The sequence below is a fragment of the Enterococcus quebecensis genome (assembly GCF_001730365.1).
GTDB lineage: Bacteria > Bacillota > Bacilli > Lactobacillales > Enterococcaceae > Enterococcus_L > Enterococcus_L quebecensis.
Genome location: NZ_MIKB01000001.1, coordinates 308,611 through 326,951, shown reverse-complemented (window position 1 = coordinate 326,951; position 18,341 = coordinate 308,611). Strand labels below are relative to the sequence as shown.

The 18,341-nt window shown below is 34.3% G+C and carries 21 protein-coding genes and 2 pseudogenes; 21 read left to right on the top strand and 2 right to left on the bottom strand.

Annotated features, from left to right (window positions below; all coding sequences use genetic code 11):
* Positions 1-153: 153 nt before the first annotated feature.
* Positions 154-1,524: a Na+/H+ antiporter NhaC gene (gene nhaC / locus BCR23_RS01470; protein ID WP_069633723.1), complete on the top strand. Its 1,371-nt coding sequence runs from the start codon at positions 154-156 to the stop codon at positions 1,522-1,524.
* Positions 1,525-1,723: 199 nt separating this feature from the next.
* Here nhaC and BCR23_RS01465 read toward each other — a convergent pair whose 3' ends face one another.
* Positions 1,724-2,152 (bottom strand): helix-turn-helix domain-containing protein, encoded by a 429-nt coding sequence (locus BCR23_RS01465; RefSeq protein WP_069633722.1) that lies wholly within the window; start codon positions 2,150-2,152, stop codon positions 1,724-1,726.
* Between the two features lie 130 nt (positions 2,153-2,282).
* Here BCR23_RS01465 and BCR23_RS01460 point away from each other — a divergent pair, with 130 nt between their 5' ends.
* Together BCR23_RS01460 and BCR23_RS01455 are read left to right on the top strand one after the other, a co-directional pair.
* A complete protein-coding gene (locus tag BCR23_RS01460) occupies positions 2,283-3,509 on the top strand; it encodes a serine/threonine protein kinase (RefSeq protein ID WP_069633721.1) in 1,227 nt (408 codons plus the stop codon).
* Between the two features lie 142 nt (positions 3,510-3,651).
* Positions 3,652-4,158: a DUF5067 domain-containing protein gene (locus BCR23_RS01455; RefSeq protein ID WP_069633720.1), complete on the top strand. Its 507-nt coding sequence runs from the start codon at positions 3,652-3,654 to the stop codon at positions 4,156-4,158.
* A 248-nt stretch (positions 4,159-4,406) separates the two neighbouring features.
* On the opposite strand, the gene BCR23_RS01450 is transcribed toward BCR23_RS01455, so the two are convergent.
* Positions 4,407-5,462: an AI-2E family transporter gene (locus BCR23_RS01450; RefSeq protein ID WP_069633719.1), complete on the bottom strand. Its 1,056-nt coding sequence runs from the start codon at positions 5,460-5,462 to the stop codon at positions 4,407-4,409.
* Positions 5,463-6,040: 578 nt separating this feature from the next.
* Between BCR23_RS01450 and BCR23_RS01445 the strand changes: the two genes are divergently transcribed.
* The 18 genes and pseudogenes from BCR23_RS01445 (at position 6,041) to BCR23_RS01370 (ending at position 18,186) form a co-directional block, all read left to right on the top strand.
* Positions 6,041-6,616 (top strand): hypothetical protein, encoded by a 576-nt coding sequence (locus BCR23_RS01445; protein ID WP_069633718.1) that lies wholly within the window; start codon positions 6,041-6,043, stop codon positions 6,614-6,616.
* A 434-nt stretch (positions 6,617-7,050) separates the two neighbouring features.
* Positions 7,051-7,212, top strand: a pseudogene (locus BCR23_RS14875) (RHS repeat-associated core domain-containing protein); the annotation flags it as partial.
* A gap of 45 nt (positions 7,213-7,257) precedes the next feature.
* Positions 7,258-8,151 (top strand): hypothetical protein, encoded by an 894-nt coding sequence (locus tag BCR23_RS01440; protein WP_069633717.1) that lies wholly within the window; start codon positions 7,258-7,260, stop codon positions 8,149-8,151.
* Between the two features lie 17 nt (positions 8,152-8,168).
* Positions 8,169-8,708: a hypothetical protein gene (locus BCR23_RS01435; RefSeq protein WP_069633716.1), complete on the top strand. Its 540-nt coding sequence runs from the start codon at positions 8,169-8,171 to the stop codon at positions 8,706-8,708.
* Between the two features lie 338 nt (positions 8,709-9,046).
* Positions 9,047-9,571 carry a hypothetical protein gene (locus BCR23_RS14570; protein ID WP_141706663.1) on the top strand — a complete coding sequence of 175 codons (525 nt, stop codon included), beginning with the start codon at positions 9,047-9,049 and terminating at the stop codon, positions 9,569-9,571.
* A gap of 359 nt (positions 9,572-9,930) precedes the next feature.
* Positions 9,931-10,380: a hypothetical protein gene (locus BCR23_RS01425; protein ID WP_069633715.1), complete on the top strand. Its 450-nt coding sequence runs from the start codon at positions 9,931-9,933 to the stop codon at positions 10,378-10,380.
* A gap of 134 nt (positions 10,381-10,514) precedes the next feature.
* Entirely contained in the window at positions 10,515-10,955 is a 441-nt protein-coding gene (locus BCR23_RS01420; protein ID WP_069633714.1) for a hypothetical protein, read from the top strand.
* 266 nt (positions 10,956-11,221) lie between these two features.
* Positions 11,222-11,533 (top strand): hypothetical protein, encoded by a 312-nt coding sequence (locus BCR23_RS01415; protein ID WP_069633713.1) that lies wholly within the window; start codon positions 11,222-11,224, stop codon positions 11,531-11,533.
* 12 nt (positions 11,534-11,545) lie between these two features.
* Positions 11,546-12,280, top strand: a complete 735-nt coding sequence (locus BCR23_RS01410) for a hypothetical protein (protein ID WP_069633712.1) — start codon at positions 11,546-11,548, stop codon at positions 12,278-12,280.
* A 164-nt stretch (positions 12,281-12,444) separates the two neighbouring features.
* Positions 12,445-12,648, top strand: a pseudogene (locus BCR23_RS14955) (RHS repeat-associated core domain-containing protein); the annotation flags it as partial.
* Positions 12,649-12,693: 45 nt separating this feature from the next.
* Positions 12,694-13,635: a hypothetical protein gene (locus tag BCR23_RS01405; RefSeq protein ID WP_069633711.1), complete on the top strand. Its 942-nt coding sequence runs from the start codon at positions 12,694-12,696 to the stop codon at positions 13,633-13,635.
* Between the two features lie 16 nt (positions 13,636-13,651).
* The gene (locus BCR23_RS01400; protein ID WP_069633710.1) at positions 13,652-14,101 is read left to right on the top strand and encodes a hypothetical protein; all 450 of its coding nucleotides are present in this window, start codon (positions 13,652-13,654) and stop codon (positions 14,099-14,101) included.
* Between the two features lie 121 nt (positions 14,102-14,222).
* Positions 14,223-14,633, top strand: coding sequence for an RHS repeat-associated core domain-containing protein (locus BCR23_RS14865; RefSeq protein WP_069633709.1), 411 nt, complete (start codon positions 14,223-14,225; stop codon positions 14,631-14,633).
* 34 nt (positions 14,634-14,667) lie between these two features.
* The gene (locus BCR23_RS14860; protein ID WP_069633708.1) at positions 14,668-15,723 is read left to right on the top strand and encodes a ribonuclease domain-containing protein; all 1,056 of its coding nucleotides are present in this window, start codon (positions 14,668-14,670) and stop codon (positions 15,721-15,723) included.
* Between the two features lie 31 nt (positions 15,724-15,754).
* Positions 15,755-16,312, top strand: coding sequence for an SMI1/KNR4 family protein (locus BCR23_RS01385; protein ID WP_069633707.1), 558 nt, complete (start codon positions 15,755-15,757; stop codon positions 16,310-16,312).
* Between the two features lie 165 nt (positions 16,313-16,477).
* Complete coding sequence (locus BCR23_RS01380) at positions 16,478-16,666, top strand: hypothetical protein (RefSeq protein ID WP_240482512.1); 189 nt, start codon at positions 16,478-16,480, stop codon at positions 16,664-16,666.
* A 216-nt stretch (positions 16,667-16,882) separates the two neighbouring features.
* Positions 16,883-17,458, top strand: a complete 576-nt coding sequence (locus BCR23_RS01375; RefSeq protein WP_069633706.1) for a hypothetical protein — start codon at positions 16,883-16,885, stop codon at positions 17,456-17,458.
* Between the two features lie 14 nt (positions 17,459-17,472).
* The gene (locus BCR23_RS01370) at positions 17,473-18,186 is read left to right on the top strand and encodes a hypothetical protein (RefSeq protein WP_069633705.1); all 714 of its coding nucleotides are present in this window, start codon (positions 17,473-17,475) and stop codon (positions 18,184-18,186) included.
* Positions 18,187-18,341: the final 155 nt, after the last annotated feature.

The window sequence follows — 18,341 nt, the reverse complement described above, 5'->3', positions numbered from 1 at the left end:
ACTTTTGTCTCATATCTTAATTGCGACTAAATGGTGAAAAGAGAAGCAATCTCTTTGTAAATAACACTTCTGTTCTATCCTTTTAGTCGCTATTTTTAAATAATTGAGATACAGCCAGAAAAGCGATCTCTATAAAAATGTGAGGAACGATCTATGAAAAAATATCAAGTGAATTTTAACGAGGCAGTCTTTCTATTAATAACATTATTGTTAATGATCGGTATTAGTATTATTGGTATAGGTATACCAGCTCATGTTGCCATTTTAATTGCTATTGGTTATTTGCTCTTATTTGCTGTTTATAAAAAATTTTCTTGGGATTTTATTCATGATGCGCTGATAGAAGGAATTTCTTCTGGCATTATTCCAATATTGATTTTTATTTTGATCGGTGCTTTGATCAGTGTATGGATTGCTGGTGGAACGATTCCGACGATTATGGTTTTGGGATTTTCTTTCTTATCTGTGAAATATTTTATTCCGACTGTTTTTTTGATATCTGGTATTGTCGGAGGAGCTGTGGGGAGTTCGTTCACCACGATTTCAACGATCGGCATTGCTTTTTTAGGAATGGGGAGCTTAATAGGTGTTGATTCAGCATTAACGACTGGAGCAATTGTTTCCGGTGCTTTTTTAGGCAATTCAATCTCTCCACTTTCAGATACAGTCAATTTAGCTGCTGCAATTTCAGAAGTCGATTTGTTTACTCATTTAAAAAATACATATAAAACATCATTTCCGGCAGCTGTTCTCTCCTTTGGTTATTTTTTAATAATGGGATTACATTATGACGGAGCGTTAAATAGTACAAGTATTCATGAAATCGTAAATACATTGAATGCTCATTTTACAATTTCTATTGTTCCCATTATTCCTTTGGCTATTCTTTTTATTTGTGCATGGAAGAAGATTCCTGCGATACCTACATTATTACTGAGCATTGGTATATCCGTTCTTTTGATGTTCATGACAAATCCACATTTTTCATTTGTGGAGACCGCTGACATGATTCAAAATGGATTTGTGTCCCAAACTGGAAATAACCAAGTGGATGAACTGCTTTCCAGAGGTGGGATTCAAAGTATGATGTGGTCGGTATCGTTGATTATTTTAGCCTTAGCATTAGGTGGATTATTGGTAAAAATGGAGATCATTGACTGTTTACTCGATCGGTTTGAATCAGCGATTAATTCTCGCCAAAAACTGATTGTGATTACAATGATGAGTTCGATTGGTATTAATATACTGATCGGTGAGCAGTACTTATCAATTATTCTACCTGGAAAATCCTTTATCAATAAATTTAAAGAAAAAAAGGTTCCTTTGACGTTGTTGTCTAGAGGATTGAATGATGCAGGCTCAGTTGTGAATCCTCTGATTCCTTGGGGAGTAAGTGGGGTCTTTATTTCAGGAACTTTAGGAGTTGCAACGGTAAATTACTTACCTTATGCAGTATTTTGTTATGTTTTACCGGTAGTGTCCTTTGTGGTTACAATTCTTGGAAAGAAGAAGTCAAAAAAATGATATACAAAAGAGGTTGAGACAAAAGTCGATTAGGTTCGAGCAATTGGAGTAAAAATCGAACAATACGCTTCTTGTATTGCTCGATTTTTGCGAAATTGCCGAAGAACCTGGCTTTTGTCCACCGTTTATTAGGCTTTAGAGTGTGAAACAAAACTGATTTTTAGTTTTGTCCCACACTTTTTTTTGTGGTAAACATCAGTCATTCACCAAAGGTTTTAAGACCTTCATTATACAAATAATCATCGATTTCTGGAATCGATAAACAATGGGAAATACCATAAATCACTACAGCATCCCAAGGATGTTTTGGGTAGAGTTGAGCATAACCTGTTTTTTTCAACAGTTCGTTGGTCTCTTCCAAGGTTAATGCTAAACCAATAGTTAAAGCGATGACTTTTTCTCTAGAAGGATTTCGTTTACCATCAAAGTACTGGTAGCCGGTTGCTTCTGTGATACCTGCTTTTTTTAACACGGTACTTTTTGAAAGTTGTTTATTATTTAACCAGTGAGCTAAATAGTTTTTCAGTGTTTGATCAACAGTATATTGACGTGTTTCGGAAAAGATTGTTTGAAAATCTTCGGCTTTTTTGAGTGAATGCATCAGTTTATCTGTATCTTTCTCATTCATTTTACTTATCCCCTACATTTCGATTAAATAACGTTGTGTTCATTATACATCGATTTTAACAAAGATCGATTCTATTACAACACTTTCTTTGCTATAATTGAAAAATAAAATAAAGCAATGGAGTGTAATCATGGAAAATAGCAATAGGGAGACGATTCTTTTTTATAAAGAAATCAAACCTTTGACAGATAAAAGAAATGGACCGATGCTTGTTCGGAAACATTCCACCGAAGAATTATTGGTAAGAAAATGCTATCCATTATATCTAGAAGAGCATTTAGTTACACTTCAAAAAATCAAACATGCCCATCTACCTAAAATCGAAGAGCTGATTGTTCAAGATGGAAAACTATGGCTGTATGAAGAATTTGTTCAGGGAAGAACATTGAATGAAGTTATTCAATCATCTGGCATTTTAGAAACAGAACAAATTTTAACTCTAGCGATGGCTGTCTTAGAGGCATTGGGTGCTTTGCATAATAAAGGGTTAGTTCATCGAGATGTCAAACCCGGAAATATTATACTGACCAATGAGGGGAATATAAAGTTGATCGACTTTGATGCAGTTCGAACTGTTGACGGGGAGAAAGAAAGTGATACAGTTCAGCTAGGAACAATGGGATTTGCTGCGCCAGAACAGTTTGGCTTTGCCGAGTCAGATGAGCGGAGTGATCTGTATTCACTGGGGGTTGTGATGAATATATGCTCGGTAAAAGAGTATCCCAAAAAACGTCTCACAGAAGATTCTACATTAAAGGGAATTATTCGAAAAGCAACAAAACTAGAACCGAGAGAACGTTATCAAACAGCTTTAGAAATGCATTTAGTACTTAGACAACAACTTTCGCGAAAATTATTAGCTGTCAAGCAAGCAAAAAAAAATACTGTTTCCAAAAAAAGGCCAATAAGAATTTATAGAGCAAACTGGTCGAGGACAAATATATGGCTTAAAAATAAATATGTGAGGCAGTTTATTTTTACAAGCAGTCATTTGTTGAAAGGTGTTAGTACTTTTTTTAGAAAGTATGTTCCAGGATTTCGAACAGCTACAATGTGGAAGCGTGTAATTGCTCTGTTTTGGTATGTCATTTCATTTGGGCAGATCATTGGAAGCATAGTTTACCAACCGACAGGAAGTTTGCGAATCAGAGAACTTGTGGAGAGTCTTTTTATTTTCATTTTGCCGGTTATCTTATTTACTAATTTTTTAGATTATCAAAGAAAGTTCCCTTTATTGTCATCTGAAAATAAAGTTTATCGTTGGATAGGTTATGGACTGTTGGTTTTATTTTGGGTGGTGATCACAAAAGGTGGTTTAGAGCTTAATTCGTTTATATATAGAAGTTTCAATCAATAAAAAACTTAATCTGTCACGAATGCCTAGATTCGTATGACAGATTTTTTTGTTATCAGACTATGCAAAATGCATAAGATTCTTCTTTGTTTATTAGGTACTATCAAGTTGTAACAACGGACTAAATAACAAAGGAGACAAAAAAATGAATGTGAAGAAAATTGTTTTGATTGGGATCGGTGTTCTAGTAATAGGGACTGTTCTAGTAAATATGGGGTCTGACTCTAAAGAGGAAGTAACATCTAAAAAAGAGACAGCAACAAGTACAGCTGTGAAAAAACAAGACGCAGAAGTGACTGATATCGGTGACTTAGGTGATTATCATGTTGCAATTAAAGAGTTGACCTTTGCTAAAGATTACAAGGGAGAAGACGTGGCTGTAATTGATTACGAATTTACTAACAATAGCAAAAAAAATGCGATGTTTTTAACGTCAATCACAACGAAAGCATTTCAAAATGGGATTGCTTTAGACTCAGCTATCATGACTGAAGAAGGGTATGTAGATTCAATGACTGAAATTCAGCCAGGAGTAACACTGAATTTGAAAGTACCATACAAATTGGCAGATATGACAACACCAGTATCTGTTGAAGCAACGAAATTATTCAGTGATAAAGTGAAATTGACGAAAGAGTTTACTTTACAGTAAATAGGGGCTTAGGTAAGAAGGTTGAAAAGGGTGGTTCAGCTAGTTTTTTGGTTATAAAAAAGCTGGTTTTTAGCTTCAAAGGGAGCAGTGGAATTGATTTTCCTTATATATGGCCGTGTATTAGGATATCGATCAGGTAGCTATTGAGAGTTAGTTATTTGGTCCGAAATCAATTAGTCTTTGTTGCCTGACTGATTTCCAAATACAAAAATAGCCAAAGCCACAAAAGAAGAAAGAGCGATTGGAGGTTAATCCAATCGCTCTTTCTTCTTTTTAATCGCTGGTAGTTGTTTTAAAGGTCGAATCGCTTTAATTTTCAAAATATCCAAAAAGAACGTGAAGATTGGGATACCAACGATCAATCCCCAAACACCAAATAGTCGTTCACTGATTAATAAAATAACGAAAGTATAAAAAATCGGCAGATCTGTTTTACTAGACATGAATTTAGGATTTAATACATAAGACTCAAATAAATGAACAACAATGATCACAACTAAAATGTAAATCACATCGTTGATCCCACCTTGTGAATAAGCAATAAAACTTAATGGAATACAGGAAATAATCACGCCAGCTACAGGAATCAAACTCAGAATAAAAATCATAATTGCCAGACTAGGCAACTGAGAAAATCCAATTAGTGCTAAACAAATAGTAGTAATAGCCGTATTCACAACAGCAATAAAGAATTGAGCTTCCATCACAACACCAAATGTATTAACAAATTTATCTGCAAAAAAATAAATATCTTGGAAAAACCAGTCAAAATCACTCTTTAAAAATAACTTAGAAAATTCTGCCATCTGCTTTTTCTCAATCATAAAGAAGAAACTTAGAATAAATGAAAGAACAAAAGAAAGTCCGATCGATCCGATATCTTGAATATAACGCAGAATCATACTTGCACCATTTTGAATTTGTGACATCAGGTTTGATTTGGCCATATATTCATTGATAGCCATTAGTAACTGATTATGGTCATCGGTTGGATTTTGATAAAACTGTACAACAGAATTATACATTTGCCAAGACTGATGTATAAGCACTGGAACGTACTTTGTAATTGCCAGATAAACCAGAAAGACAATCAAAGAATAGGTTGCTACAACAAGTACAAAAGAAGGGATTTTAATGAATCCTTGAACAAATTTTACGAAGTGAAGAGCTAAAAAAGTAAAAATAAATGTCAATAGAATCATTGTAATCATACCTCTAGCAAGATATAAAACGAAAATAATCGCAGCTAAAACAAAAAAACGTCTTAGGCGTTCGTTTTGGAGAAATTTTTCATAGATGGTCACAGACATCGCTCCTAATAAATAGTGGTCTAAGATTTTTTAAGGTCAGCGTTCTTACTGAATTTACGTAGATATTTATTACCTAGGAAAGTGAGAGCTCTGAACAAAAATAACCTTATGAGATAACTATAATCCTTTTTTCCTTTTTTTGATAGTTAACTCTTTGTAAAAATAGGAAAAATTTATTTTTAGAAGTATGAAATTGGATTGGAATAGGAGGTTCGAAACTTTTGTTTTGTTTTTTATTTAATATATATATGTTTTATTTTTTATTCATGTTGATATAGTAAGTTCTTATTGTTAGAATGGTATTACAAACATGGAGTGAATAAACTACCTAAAGGTTGGTCATCTAATATAAGAATGTGCTAAGTTATTTAATCATTAAAATCTATGAAAGTACACTATCTTGGCACCTAGCAGAATTATTTTAAGTAATAGATCATCAAGTTTATTTAGCGTGGTACTATAATTATGAAATAAATTCAGTTATCCCTGGACTATGAGGGTGAAGAAATTTGGCCAAACAGATCAAAAAATAAAAATAAGCAGCCTTAAAACGAAAACAGGAGATACTATTTATGAAAAAAATAACTGAAGAAAAATTTTCATATTTGAAAAAGAAGTTCGCTTTTTATGACTTTGCAGAACTTAGTTGTAATTCAGGTAAAGAATACATTGTAGAATTTATTAATCATAGAGATATTACGACTTTCTCTGATCTTCAATATGGTGGTAGTGAGTCACAATTTAACCAAAGTGAGAAAATTTTAGTTACATTTTTACTTGATTTTTTAAAAAAATTAAATGAGAAAAGTGTATTTATTTTGAACTATGAAAACGAATGGGTAGTGAATAGAGGTTTATCGAATAATTTATATAAGGTATTAAAAAAAGAACAGATTTGTCACAGTGATATTGGCATAGAAACAGACATTGAGAATAAATTGGTAAAGTATTTTATTGATTCTGTTTTTAAATACAATAGCTTTGTTTCCTTTATTTTTGAAGAAAATGAAATAATTATTACACCAACTGATCATATGGATATATTTATTTGCTCAAATGGAGAGTCATCCTTTGCACAAATAAATGCTCTGATAAGGAAGCAAAATAATCTACATGATTTAAAGTTAAAAGTCACAAAGAGTGAATGATATGAAGTACAAATTATTAGAGAGACTATGCTTGCCATAGTTTTCTCTAAGAGCATACATAATTCTGATACAGCTTTGAAAATCACTTTAACTAAAGGGGTGGTGATTTACCAGTTACTGGTGAGCCTGATTAAAGTTCTAATTTGTATGACAAATCAGGAGATCTTTTACAGAGGCGATTTTATGACAAAAATGGTAAGGCTGAACGAGATATAGACTTTAAACATAGTGACGGACACAATAACCACAAATTCCCGCATGAGCATAATTGGGATTGGAGTGGTAAAAGGCCAAGTAGAAAGTAGGTCAGATAATTTATGGATTACAAATTGATTACACCAGAGGAAGAAGCAGATATTTAGCGACAATTAACTTGCTTTGATTGATACATAAAAATCCAGTGGAATTGTTAACCTATTTATTATGGAAAATGAATACGGCTACCTGATCAGTCCAACCGAATCCATCTACGTGCTAGAGAATACAGCACAGCTACAGGACGCTTCTTACAAGAAGATACATGGTATGGAGCAGTCGAACGACCACAAAGCCAGAACCGTTATATCTATATAGAAAATAATCCGCAGAAATACCGTGACCGTAGCGGAAATGCAGGTTGGCTATCTAAAGCATGGAGTAGCGTGAAGAAAACCGTCAAAAAAGTCGCTCAGAAAGTCTGGAACGGTGTGAAGAAAGTCGCCAGTGCTGTCTGGAATGCTGTTGTCCCATCTTCACCACGAGCTGCAAGTACGTGGGGTAGTGTTGCGTCAGGAATCAACTATGTAGGGAATTATGCACCAGGTGCTTATTATCCACAAAGGAATTATGTGGGTGTTAATTATATAGGAGCGTTGAACAGGCAACCAGTCGGATCTCAAGCATATCAACAAGCATTATATTACCAAAGCGCGGCTTATCGTTACCAAGTACAGGTAGCTAGAGCGCAAGCTACACGAATGGCAGCAACCGTACGAATCAAAAAAGTTTGTGATACGGCGGATAAGAAATGGATGGGGAGCAATAAAGGACTCATAGTAGGGACAGCCTTTATAATTCCAATACCAAGAGTTCCAGTTGTACCACCAGTAACAATGATACCTAAGCCAGATATGGATATGGGAAACTTCTCATTTCCTTCTTTACCAAAAGTCCCAAGTGCAAAAGATCTTGCTAACGGGATAGTTGGATGGTTTATAGGGGATTATATTCAGAAATTAGCGAAGGATGCTAATAAAAATAATTCAATAAAACCAGAAGCAAAATATAAAGGTAGTAAAAAACATGGGGTGAACTGGAAAGAAGGTCCTGCTACAGCTAAAAGCGAAGGAACACCTCAGGGACAATGGAGTGATAAAGATTTAGATTATGCTTCTGAAATAGCAAAAAAATTAGGAGCAAGAGAGTGTGGATACTTTGATTTACCACCGGGTTCATCTTCAGTTGTTCATAAACCTGATGGGAGTACAGTTCCAGCTAAAAGGATATGGATCAGAAATAATGGAACAGGTACATTTCATGGATATCCATCAGAATAAGAAAGGAAAATTTTGTAATGTTTAGAATACAAGCAAGTAATCCCAAAATAAATAGTAATGGAGCAATGGAAATAGATGATATTTCAGATTTGTCTGATTTAGTAGAAAGTGCTTATATTTTGCATACAGAAGATATGATAATGTTTTGGAATTATATTCCAATAGTTGTTTCGTATAAATATAATTTAAGCGAACTGATGGATGATGTTTTAGAAATGCTATTTCAGCTTCGAACGAAAGAAGAAGGAACTCTTACTGTTGAATGGCCTTCAAGTTCATTTCATGGTATTTGGAATATGACTTGGCAGAGTAATGATTGCTTAACAATTGATTCAGAGTGGACATCAGTCGTGGGAGGAACAAAAAAACTGTTAAACGATAATTCTAGAATAGAATTATCAAAACAGGATTTTGTCGCAGAATGGAAAAAAGTGTTGGAAAATATTATTAATGGTTTGCGGGAGATAAATAAAGATAATCTTTTGAATGCTGCTATTCAAAAGATTGAAATAGAATATCAAAAAATTGAAAAGTACGGTGAATTATATCAAACATAGTTTAATTAAAGATTAATTTTTATTGAGTTTAAATTAAAAAATAGAGTGTTAAAAAGTCAGGGGAACGATATGTTTTAGTTACTCTGACTTTATACATAGATGAAATCAAATATTTTTGAATAAGGTTTATAACCAGACGAATAGTTAAGCGCGATGTGTCAAAATAGACAGATTAGTGTTGACTATCATATATGAATTACCAATTATTATGGTGCGACAGGTCTTTTTGGTACATATAATAGAGATGGTAGCAGTAGAACTATATTTAAACCTAAAAAGGAAAAAATTACTGGAATAGGCAGCCAGGTAAATAATTAGAAAAGGGGGAATGATAGACAATGTTTAAGTGTTTAATTTGTGGTTTTAATAAACTTGAAATGGAGCCATATGGAACAGAATATCCTTCAGGTGAAGTTTGTTCTTGTTGCGGTTTTCAATTTGGTGAAGATGATGATAAAGGAATTTCTCATGATTGGTGGAGAGAATCTTGGATAAAAAAAGGGTGTCCTTTTTGGTATATGCCTGATCTTCCAGAACATTGGGATTTAGAAGAACAGCTAAAGGAGATAGGGATTATACTCGAAGAGAGAAATGAGATAAAAAATATATGTCCCGTTTGCGAGTTTGATGGACTAGATGAGCCAGCTTATAATACACTGGGGTATGGTTCATATGATATCTGTTCTTGCTGCGGGTTTCAGTTTGGATTGCATGACGATCCACAAAAAATAAAAGGTATAAAAAAATGGCGTGAGAATTGGATAATGAATGGCTGTGAATGGCACTATAAGCCAAATAAACCAAAGAATTGGCTATCTAATCAACAGTTAACTTCGTTAGTGAATAGACAGTACGATAAATAAGATAATAAAGGTTGAGGTAAGCTATGTATTTTTATAGATTACTTCAATTACATACATAATTTATTCAATATATTTTTAAACAAAGAATAAGAAATTGAAGGAATATTTTGACTGCAGTGGTATAAAGGAACGCTTCCTACAAAAAGATACCTAGTATGGAAAAGTGGAACAACCGCAAAGCCAGAATCGGTATATTTATGTAGAAAACAACCCGCAGAAATACCGTGATCGAAGCGGAAATACAGGTTGGTGGTCGAAAACTTGGAATAGTGTGAAGAAAACCGTCAAATAAGAAAAAATCATCGATGGGTGCAGAGGCTTTGTTAGGACTTTCAACCTGAATAGGCGGTGGTAGTGCCTTGACTGCGGCAGAAGCAGGAAGCGCTCTTTTAGCAGGGGTTTTCGGTGGTTTGTTGATTGAAACAGGATGGTTGATAGGGAAAAGAATAAGTACAAGGGCAAAAGACTTACGGGCAGACGATGGAATAGATGCTAGAAATTATGGTGTGAACAGACTTCCTAAAGGTTGGTCATCTAACGATTATAATGTAAGTGGTCAACGAGGAACGCTTGTTATTGACGAGCTAGGACGTAGGCGAATTACTGTTGATCATAATACAGGAATTACCAATTATTATGGTACGGCAGGAAATGTTGTAGCATCAAAGGAATTCAAAAAGCCAATATCAGGTAGTGGTAAGGAAAAAGCAAGCAATATTCCTAGTTGGGTTGCTGGAGAGCGACCTTATATAGGCGAAAATGGGAACGATTTTGCAAAACGACTACTTGATGAAAAATATGGAAAATGAAATTGGAAAACAGGTCCCAAGACTGAACATAATGAATTGAAAAAGCATGGAGATCGTGGATTTAAATAAAATTAAGGGGGAAGCTACTTTATGGATTATCATAGAGTTCAGTTTATTTATCAGAAAAAAAATTATTGACCGTTTGGTATACAGATGACAAGGACGGATTTATCACAAAAGGTAGAAAAATATTATTCTTCAAAAATTATTTGGATTTCAAAAATTATTGTATTGAGAATCGGATTATCTGTGAAGAAAATGAAGTTTCTTTTGATATTGACTGGCTCATACATTGGTATGTAAGTAATTCAGAAGAAATAAATGAAAAAGAAATGTTAGACATTTGGAATATTTTTACTGATTTAGCTTATTCAATCGATGAACATTTTTTAGAAGATCAAGATAGTTATAATCAGGTTTATTCAAAACTTTTTTATGGAGACAATCTTCCGACTATCAATAAATCTGGAAAAATATATACACCAGATTGGAGTGAAGAAGAAATTGAAGAAGTAAGAGCAGTTATGAAAAATGGGGTTGAACTATTTGAAAGGTCCATTCAAATAGTGAACTAGTAATAGCAAGTTCATTTTAAATCAGGGTAAGTTAGATTTTTTGTATCAACTTACTCTGATTATGTACATAAAATATAATTTGTTTAGATATTTTAATACAAGTGTTGATTGTTGCCAAGTTTAAGTAATGGACACGAGTGACAGTGTTAGTTCAAGTTGAGAAAGACTGCGATACGTAAGATAAGAAATGGACGGGAAGAAATTCAGGTCTTGTTGTAGGAACGCCATTTGTTATTCCAATTCCAAGAGTTTCAGCAGTTCCGCCTGTGACAACGATACATAAGCCAGATTTAGATACAGGAAACTTCTCATTTCCGTCTTTACCAAAAGTCCCAAGTGCGCAAGATCTTGCTAACGGGATAGTTGGATGGTTTATTGGGGATTATATTCAGAAAATAGTGAAAGAAACTGAGTGGGAAAGAGATAACAGATTTCCTTTAGATAATGAGACTATCTTAGGTGGTGGAAGCCATTTAGAAGTATATGATAAACATAGCAAACATATAGGTGAAGCTGATCCAAAAACAGGTGAATTAAAACCAGGAACTGCAGATTTAAATAAAAAGCTACCAAGATAGGAGGGGGACATATTGGGAGAAATAACAGTACCAATAATTGATAATGATATTTATGTACTTTCTGTGACACAAAAATTTGTGATTGTAAATAATTCTTATGAAGGAATTTTAATTTTCAATAAAAATTTGGAAAAAATAGATGTGTATGAGATATGTTCAGATTTAATGATTTATCAAGTTTATTCAGATTATAATACTGATACAATCGTAATACACGATGTAGAAAGCGGAACTATGTATATTATTTACTTACGAGATAAAAAACAAATAATGATAAAAGACCAGTTTTTACCATATACAGAGTTTTGTTATTTTGAAGAAAATAGTTTTTTATTAAAACGTTTGGATTATATGTATAAATTTTCTTTATTGACAGGGGAGTTAACTGAAAAAAAGTTTCAAAAGGAAAAGATTATTACTAATAATCAGGATGAATATATTATTGAGTTAGACGAAGAAACGCTTATGTATAAGAATAAGGAAATGGGAATAGTACTTTCTTTTAGTGAAGTAACTACATCTATTGATGTAAAAAATCGGTACATTATATTATATGATGAAACTTATTTAGAGTTATTTTATCTAGATAAAATAATAGGAAAGTATACTGTAAATCAAAAAATGGAATTGAGAAAGGCTGTAATAGATAGGGATTGTATCTATTTTATTTTAAACAAAAAAAATGATACTACAGAGAATGTGATACACAAAATGACCATTGATGAAGTACGAAAAAATATTAAGTAATAAACTAGCTGATTTTTAATTAAAAAAATGGAATTTAAAAATTCAGAGTAGCTGTATATTTTAGTTGCTCTGAATTCATATATAAACGAAATTGATTACGACAGAGGAAGAAACGGACATTAAGTAAAAAACTTGCTCTAATTTATACATAAAAATCCAGTGGAATTGTTAACCTATTTATTCTGGAAAACGAATACGGCTACCGCAGTGAATATCATGATCAGTCCAACCGAATCCATCTACGTGCTAGAGAATACAGCACAGCTACAGGACGCTTCTTACAAGAAGATACATGGTATGGAGAAGTCGAACGACCACAAAGCCAAAACCGTTATATCTATGTAGAAAACAATCCGCAGAAATACCGTGACCGCAGCGGGAATGCTGGTTGGTGGTCGAAAGCTTGGAATAGCGTGAAGAAAACCGTCAAAAAAGTTGCTCAGAAAGTCTGGAACGGTGTGAAGAAAGTCGCCAGTGCTGTCTGGAATGGTGTCAAAACGGTTGCAAGCGCGGTTTGGAATGCAGTGGTTCCATCTTCTCCGAGAGCGGCAAGTACGTGGGGGAGTGTTGCGTCAGGAATCAACTATGTAGGGAATTATGCACCGGGTGCTTATTATCCACAAAGGAATTATGTGGGTGTTAATTATATAGGAGCGTTGAACAGGCAACCAGTCGGAGCTCAAGCATATCGACAAGCATTATATTACCAAAGCGCGGCTTATCGCTATCAAGTACAAGTTCAACGTGCGAAAGCAACGCGTGCCATGGCAACTGTTCGAATCAAGAAAGTTTGTGATACGGCAGATAAGAAATGGACGGGTAAGAATAAAGGGTTGGTTGTAGGAGCCGCATTTGTGATGCCAATACCAAGAGTACAAGTAATCCCGCCTGTAACGATGATTCCTAAACCAGGTTTAGATATAGATAGCGGAAACTTCTCATTCCCATCATTGCCGAAAATCCCAAGTGCAAGAGACATTGCGAATGGGATAGTTGGATGGTTTATTGGAGATTATATTCAGAAGATAGCGAAGGATGTACCTGGATTACCAAAACAAGGAACAGTTAATGGTGATATTGAAAATGCTCCCCCGGTTGATGCTGGAAAACAAGGTAAACATGTTCCAGGACATAACAACAGTATAGATACAAAAACTCAGTGGAAAAAAGGACAAACGGGAGTAAATGAAACACAAGAAGGCTGGATAAAAGGAAAGTTACTAAATGACGGTACTAAAGTATGGGATACTGGAAAAGTAATAGGTCCGAATGGAGAAACTGGAGTGAGAGTGCATATTGATGGGGCTGGACGAATACACGGTTATCCAGTTAACCCTAAACAGTATTTAAAATAGTAAAAGGAGAGTTTTTATGTTGAAAACACCATTAGGAAATATTCGATTATTTGAAAATAATATAGAAAAAAAATATAGCTATAAATCACTAAAAGTCAGTAGTCAACATTTTTTAGTTGATGAATGTATCAGTATTACATTGAAAATTACTAAGAATATTCAAAACGTAAAGGTCATCCTAGATATGGATAAAAATAAAGCTATAAAAAGTGAAGTTGAATCAGGAGAAGGTTTATCATTAATAAGTTTTCTTAAAAGTAATTTAAAATTGAGTGTAGGAACAATAGGTGATATTATTGGTATAGAGTATTTCTATTTAGATAATGGAATTAGTTTAACCCTCAGTAAAGAGATTGATATTGAAGAACTAGTATTTAATATAGCTTGGCTCAACATGAAAAATCCAGAAGAGGAATCTATTTTTACTTGGTTTGCTGCTGATCCAACATTAATGGGTAATACCTGATGGCTCCTAAGTCAAGAATCCGAATAAAAGGCTCTTTGTCAACTAATGTTGGTGAAGAAAAACTAAAGAATTAAATCAGTTAGTATAATTCCTAGAGGAAATTTCCTCTAGGTTTTTATGTTTGCTTGAAAAAGAATGGTACCAAACAAAACTCACGCAAGAAACCTATGATAAAAAAGTCAAAACCACCCAAAGACAAGAATTTACCTTTGGAGAAGAAACAGATATCTTAGGAGACGAAGAAGGTCAATACCATCGTGATGGTTATAGCAGTATTGGTACGATCACGAATCGACAAAGCGGTGAATTAATCACCAATACCTTGTATAATGAATATGGGGAAGCCGCCTTGCGTTTAGAAAACGAATATGGCTACCGTAGTGAATACCATGATCAGTCTAATCGAATCCATTTACGTGCCAGAGAATACAGCACAACGACTGGACGCTTCCTACAAGAAGATACATGGTACGGAAAAGTAGAACAACCCCAGAGTCAGAATCGCTATATCTACGTAGAAAACAATCCGTAGAAATGCTGGTTGGTGGTCGAAAGCATGGAATAGCGTGAAGAAAACCGTCAAAAAAGTCGCTCAGAAAGTCTGGAACGGTGTGAAGAAAGTCGCCAGTGCTGTCTGGAATGGTGTAAAAAAAGCAGCAAGTGCAGTTTGGAATGCTGTTGTTCCATCTTCTCCGCGAGCTGCAAGTACGTGGGGCAGTGTTGCGTCAGGAATCCACTATGTAGGGAATTATGCACCGGGTGCTTATTATCCGCAAAGAAATTATGTTGGTGTTAATTATATAGGGGCGTTAAACAGGCAACCAGTCGGATCTCAAGCATATCAACAAGTATTATATTACCAAAGCGCGGCTTATCGTTACCAAGTACAGGTAGCCAGAGCACAAGCAACACGAACGGCAGCGACAGTCCGAATAAAAAAAGTTTGTGATACGGCGGATAAGAAATGGATGGGAACTAAAAAGTCATCAATGGGTGCGGAGGCTTTGCTAGGACTTCCAACTTTAATAGGCGGAGGTAGTGCATTAACTGCAGCAGAAGCCGGAAGCGCTCTGTTAACAGGAGCTTTTGGTGGCTTATTGATTGGAACAGGCTATTTGGTTGGTAAAGGAATCAATCAGCGAGCGAAGGATTTACGAACAGATGACGGAATAGATGCTAGAAATTATGGGGTGAATAAACTACCTAAAGGTTGGTCATCGAACGATTATAATGTAAGTGGTCAACGAGGCTCATTAGTTGTCGATAATTTAGGTCGTAGAAGGATTAGTATTGATCATACCAACGGAAAAACGACTTATTATAGCACAACTGGAGAAACTTTAGATAGTAATTCAGATAATATACCAGACAAAGTAATAGATGTGTTAGATCACATCAAAAAACATAAAGGAACGCCTCCAGATGGCTATAAAGGTGGTAGGGAATATAAGAACAACCCTCAACCTGGAAAACAAAAATTACCAGATGGAAAATATAAAGAGTATGATGTTGATCCTAAAATAAAAGGGCAAGATAGAAATGCAGAAAGACTCGTAGTAGATGAAGAGGGGAATGCTTGGTATACAGATGATCATTATGACACATTTAAGAAAGTAAAATAAAAAGTATAGATCTGAAGGGACGGACAATGAGATGGAAAAATGGTCAGAATTAATATCTTCTTTGAGAGCAAAAGGAGTTGATTTTGAAATAGGAATGGATAATGAAGAGATTGAAAAAATTGAAAAGATATATAAGATTAGATTCCCTCTTGCTTTAAAGGAATTTTATAGCTATGGATTACCAGTTTCATACAGTTTTGTTAATTGGAGAGATTTATCGAAAGAAAATATAGAGAATAACAAACTTAGAATACAAGCGCCTGTTAAAGGAATAAAAGAAAGTTTAAATGATGTTGATTGGAATGAAGAATATTGGGAGAAGGAACCAAAGGATACAGAGGAAAGAAATAAAAAAATATTGGAGCATCTTAATCAGGCCCCACGGTTAATCCCTATCTATTCTCATAGGTATATTTCAGAGTTAGAATTAACACCCAATCCAGTTATTTCTGTAGTTGGATCTGATATTATTTACTACGGAGAAACACTATTTTCTTATCTACAGTATGAGTTTAAGTTGAAAGAAAAAAAAGTAGAGTACTATAAGAAAAAAAAGAATTTTATTCCCTTCTGGAGTGAAATTATGTAAAAACATCTCTAAAAAGTTGAGGAGCGGAGCCTAAAAGTAGTAATTAAAGTCAGAGTAACTACAGTAATTATAGTTTACTCTGGCTGTATACATAAAACATTGTCATTTAAACAAAGATATACGTTTGTATTATTAAATGTAAGTTTTTTTAAGGGGAATTTAAAATTGAGTATAGGAACTGTAGGAGATATTACTGGTGTTGAGTATTTCTATTTGGATAATGGAAAGAGCGTAACTCTCAATAAAGAGGCTGATATTGAAAAACTAACATTTTATATAGCTTGGCTCAACATGGAAAATCCAGAAGAGGAATCTATTTTTACTTGGCTTACTGCTGATCCAACATTAGATTAGTATGGATACTTGAAAACAAAAAGTTAAAAACAGTCATTATGGAATGGTGCAAAAGCTGTTTGGAATGCCGTTGTCCCATCTTCACAGCGTGCCTCAAGTTCATGGGGAGGAATTCCATCAGGGATTAATTATGTGGGGAATTATGGTGGAAGATCGTACTACCCGTAGCAAAACTATGTCGGTGTCAATTATATCAGAGGAAGAAATGGGCAACCTGTGGGCTATCAGACATACAGTCAGGCGTTGTATTATCAAAGTGCGGCTTATCGATATCAAGTTCAAGTAGCTAGAGCGCAGGCGACACGAGCAGCAGCAACCGTCCGAATCAAGAAAGTTTGCGATACGGCGGATAAAAAATGGACGGGTAGTAGTTCAGGGCTTGTTGTAGGAACGGCGTTTGTGATTCCAATTCCAAGAGTTCCAGTAGTTCCGCCTGTGACAACGATACCTAAGCCAGATTTAGATACAGGAAACTTCTCATTTCTGTCTCTACCAAAAGTCCCAAGTGCGCAAGACCTTGCTAATGGGATAGTTGGATGGTTTATTGGGGATTATATTCAGAAAATAGCGAAGGATAGAGATTTAGATGACGTTAAGGCTAAAGAGTCGAAACGTCTACCGAATAATAAAGTAAAAGATTTAGGTGGTGAAGAATATACGCAAGATGTAAAAGGAAAGAGTGGTAAAAGTAAGGCAGACTTATATTGGAATCCTAAAACAGGTGACGTATACTCTATACCTAAAAACGGAGAACCACCAACTTATGTTGATACAAGACTTACAGGGAAATAGTAAAGGAGAAAAAAATGAAAATAGCACGATCTAAAGAGTTAACTAATGGTAAAAAAATTAGAGAATATAGCACTTCTTTTTCTCAAATACCAATGGTTAGATATGAAGAAATTACAGAATACTATATAAAAGAACCAGCAAAAATTACTGTGATAAATGAAAATATTAAAACAAAATGCGAGCCTATATTTCAACTGGTAAGGGAAGTTCCGAATAGCGATTTAATTAGTTTTTCTATATATTCAAATGAAAGAGAAGAATTTGATGAGAATACGTTTTTTATAATTAGAAAAGTTTATTGGAATAAAAAAGTAGACATTGCTGAAATAAGAGCGGGCGTAAAAAAAAGAGAAGAACTTTTAAACGCATGGCCTTCAATTGAAAATGATAACATTATAGTTTCAAATAATTCCAAAATAATTAAAATTTTAGAACAGTTAGATAAGTTAGTTTCTGGTGGAATTGTTTTAAGCGATGACATAAATCCGGATTGGTCAGGTGCTAACTATCTGAGAGTTATGCGATGCTTTGACTGGGGAATAATTGAGGGGGTGTGGGGGAAACAAAAGAAAAATGTTGAACTAGAGAAGTTTTTGTACGAAAGTATTGAACAGTTGAACAATATTATTTTAAATGAGAAGTCAACTGATTTTGAAATAGGTTTAGATTATCTTTATTCGCCTGATATTTTAAAATCAATTGTTAATGGAAGCATTATAAAGAAGTAAAATTAACGGAAGAATAGCTATAGATAAACTAACTAAATAATAAAACAGAGTAGAGTGATTAAATTTTAAAATAGGTCAAAGTAAGTTTCAAATTTGTGTACTTACTTTGACTATACATAATGTTTTGAAAAATATTGAGCAACTAAAACCTTTTA